Raw genomic sequence first — 551 nt, 5'->3', positions numbered from 1 at the left:
ACCTCCCTTAAATTTGGCGATTTTAAATTGAAAAAAATTTTTGAATACAATGTAATCTGGTCTAATGGTTATAAAGAAAACCATAAAGATTCTAAAGAATTACTTAGTAACATTGAATTTAAAAATGTCGAATTTCTACAAATACATTCAACAAAAGATTTCTATTTTAAACTTTTATTATCTAAGAACAAAAAAGAAGATATTAAAATCACGGGAGTTAATATCTATAGTAAAAAAAATGGTGAATTAATACAACGTATTAAAACTAAAAAAAACTATTTATTTTATGATGTTTTTACAGTAGAAATAGGTGATTTTGACTTTGATGGCAATGAAAATGATTTTTCACTTGTTGAAGGTGATACACGAGGTACAAATGTGCCACATATGTATTTCATTTATGATGAGTCGCAAAATAAATTTATTGACCCTAATTTAGAAGGATATGTTTTTGTTTTTGATCCTGAAAAAAAAATTGCGACCAGCACAAAAACCTGCGGTGATGTAATTCTTTATGAAAACAATATCATTTTGAATAAAATGTATTATTT

The 551-nt window shown here is 25.0% G+C and carries 1 protein-coding gene; it reads left to right on the top strand.

The window, feature by feature from the left end:
• Positions 1 to 27 precede the first annotated feature (27 nt).
• Positions 28 to 551: hypothetical protein (locus tag O970_RS09750; RefSeq protein ID WP_202976394.1), on the top strand; the 524-nt coding region annotated here is incomplete at its 3' end.

Source organism: Candidatus Schmidhempelia bombi str. Bimp (assembly GCF_000471645.3).
In the GTDB taxonomy this organism is placed as follows: Bacteria; Pseudomonadota; Gammaproteobacteria; order Enterobacterales; family Orbaceae; genus Utexia; species Utexia bombi.
The sequence above is the reverse complement of the archived record's forward strand: the minus strand, read 5'-3'. Positions and strand labels throughout refer to the sequence as shown.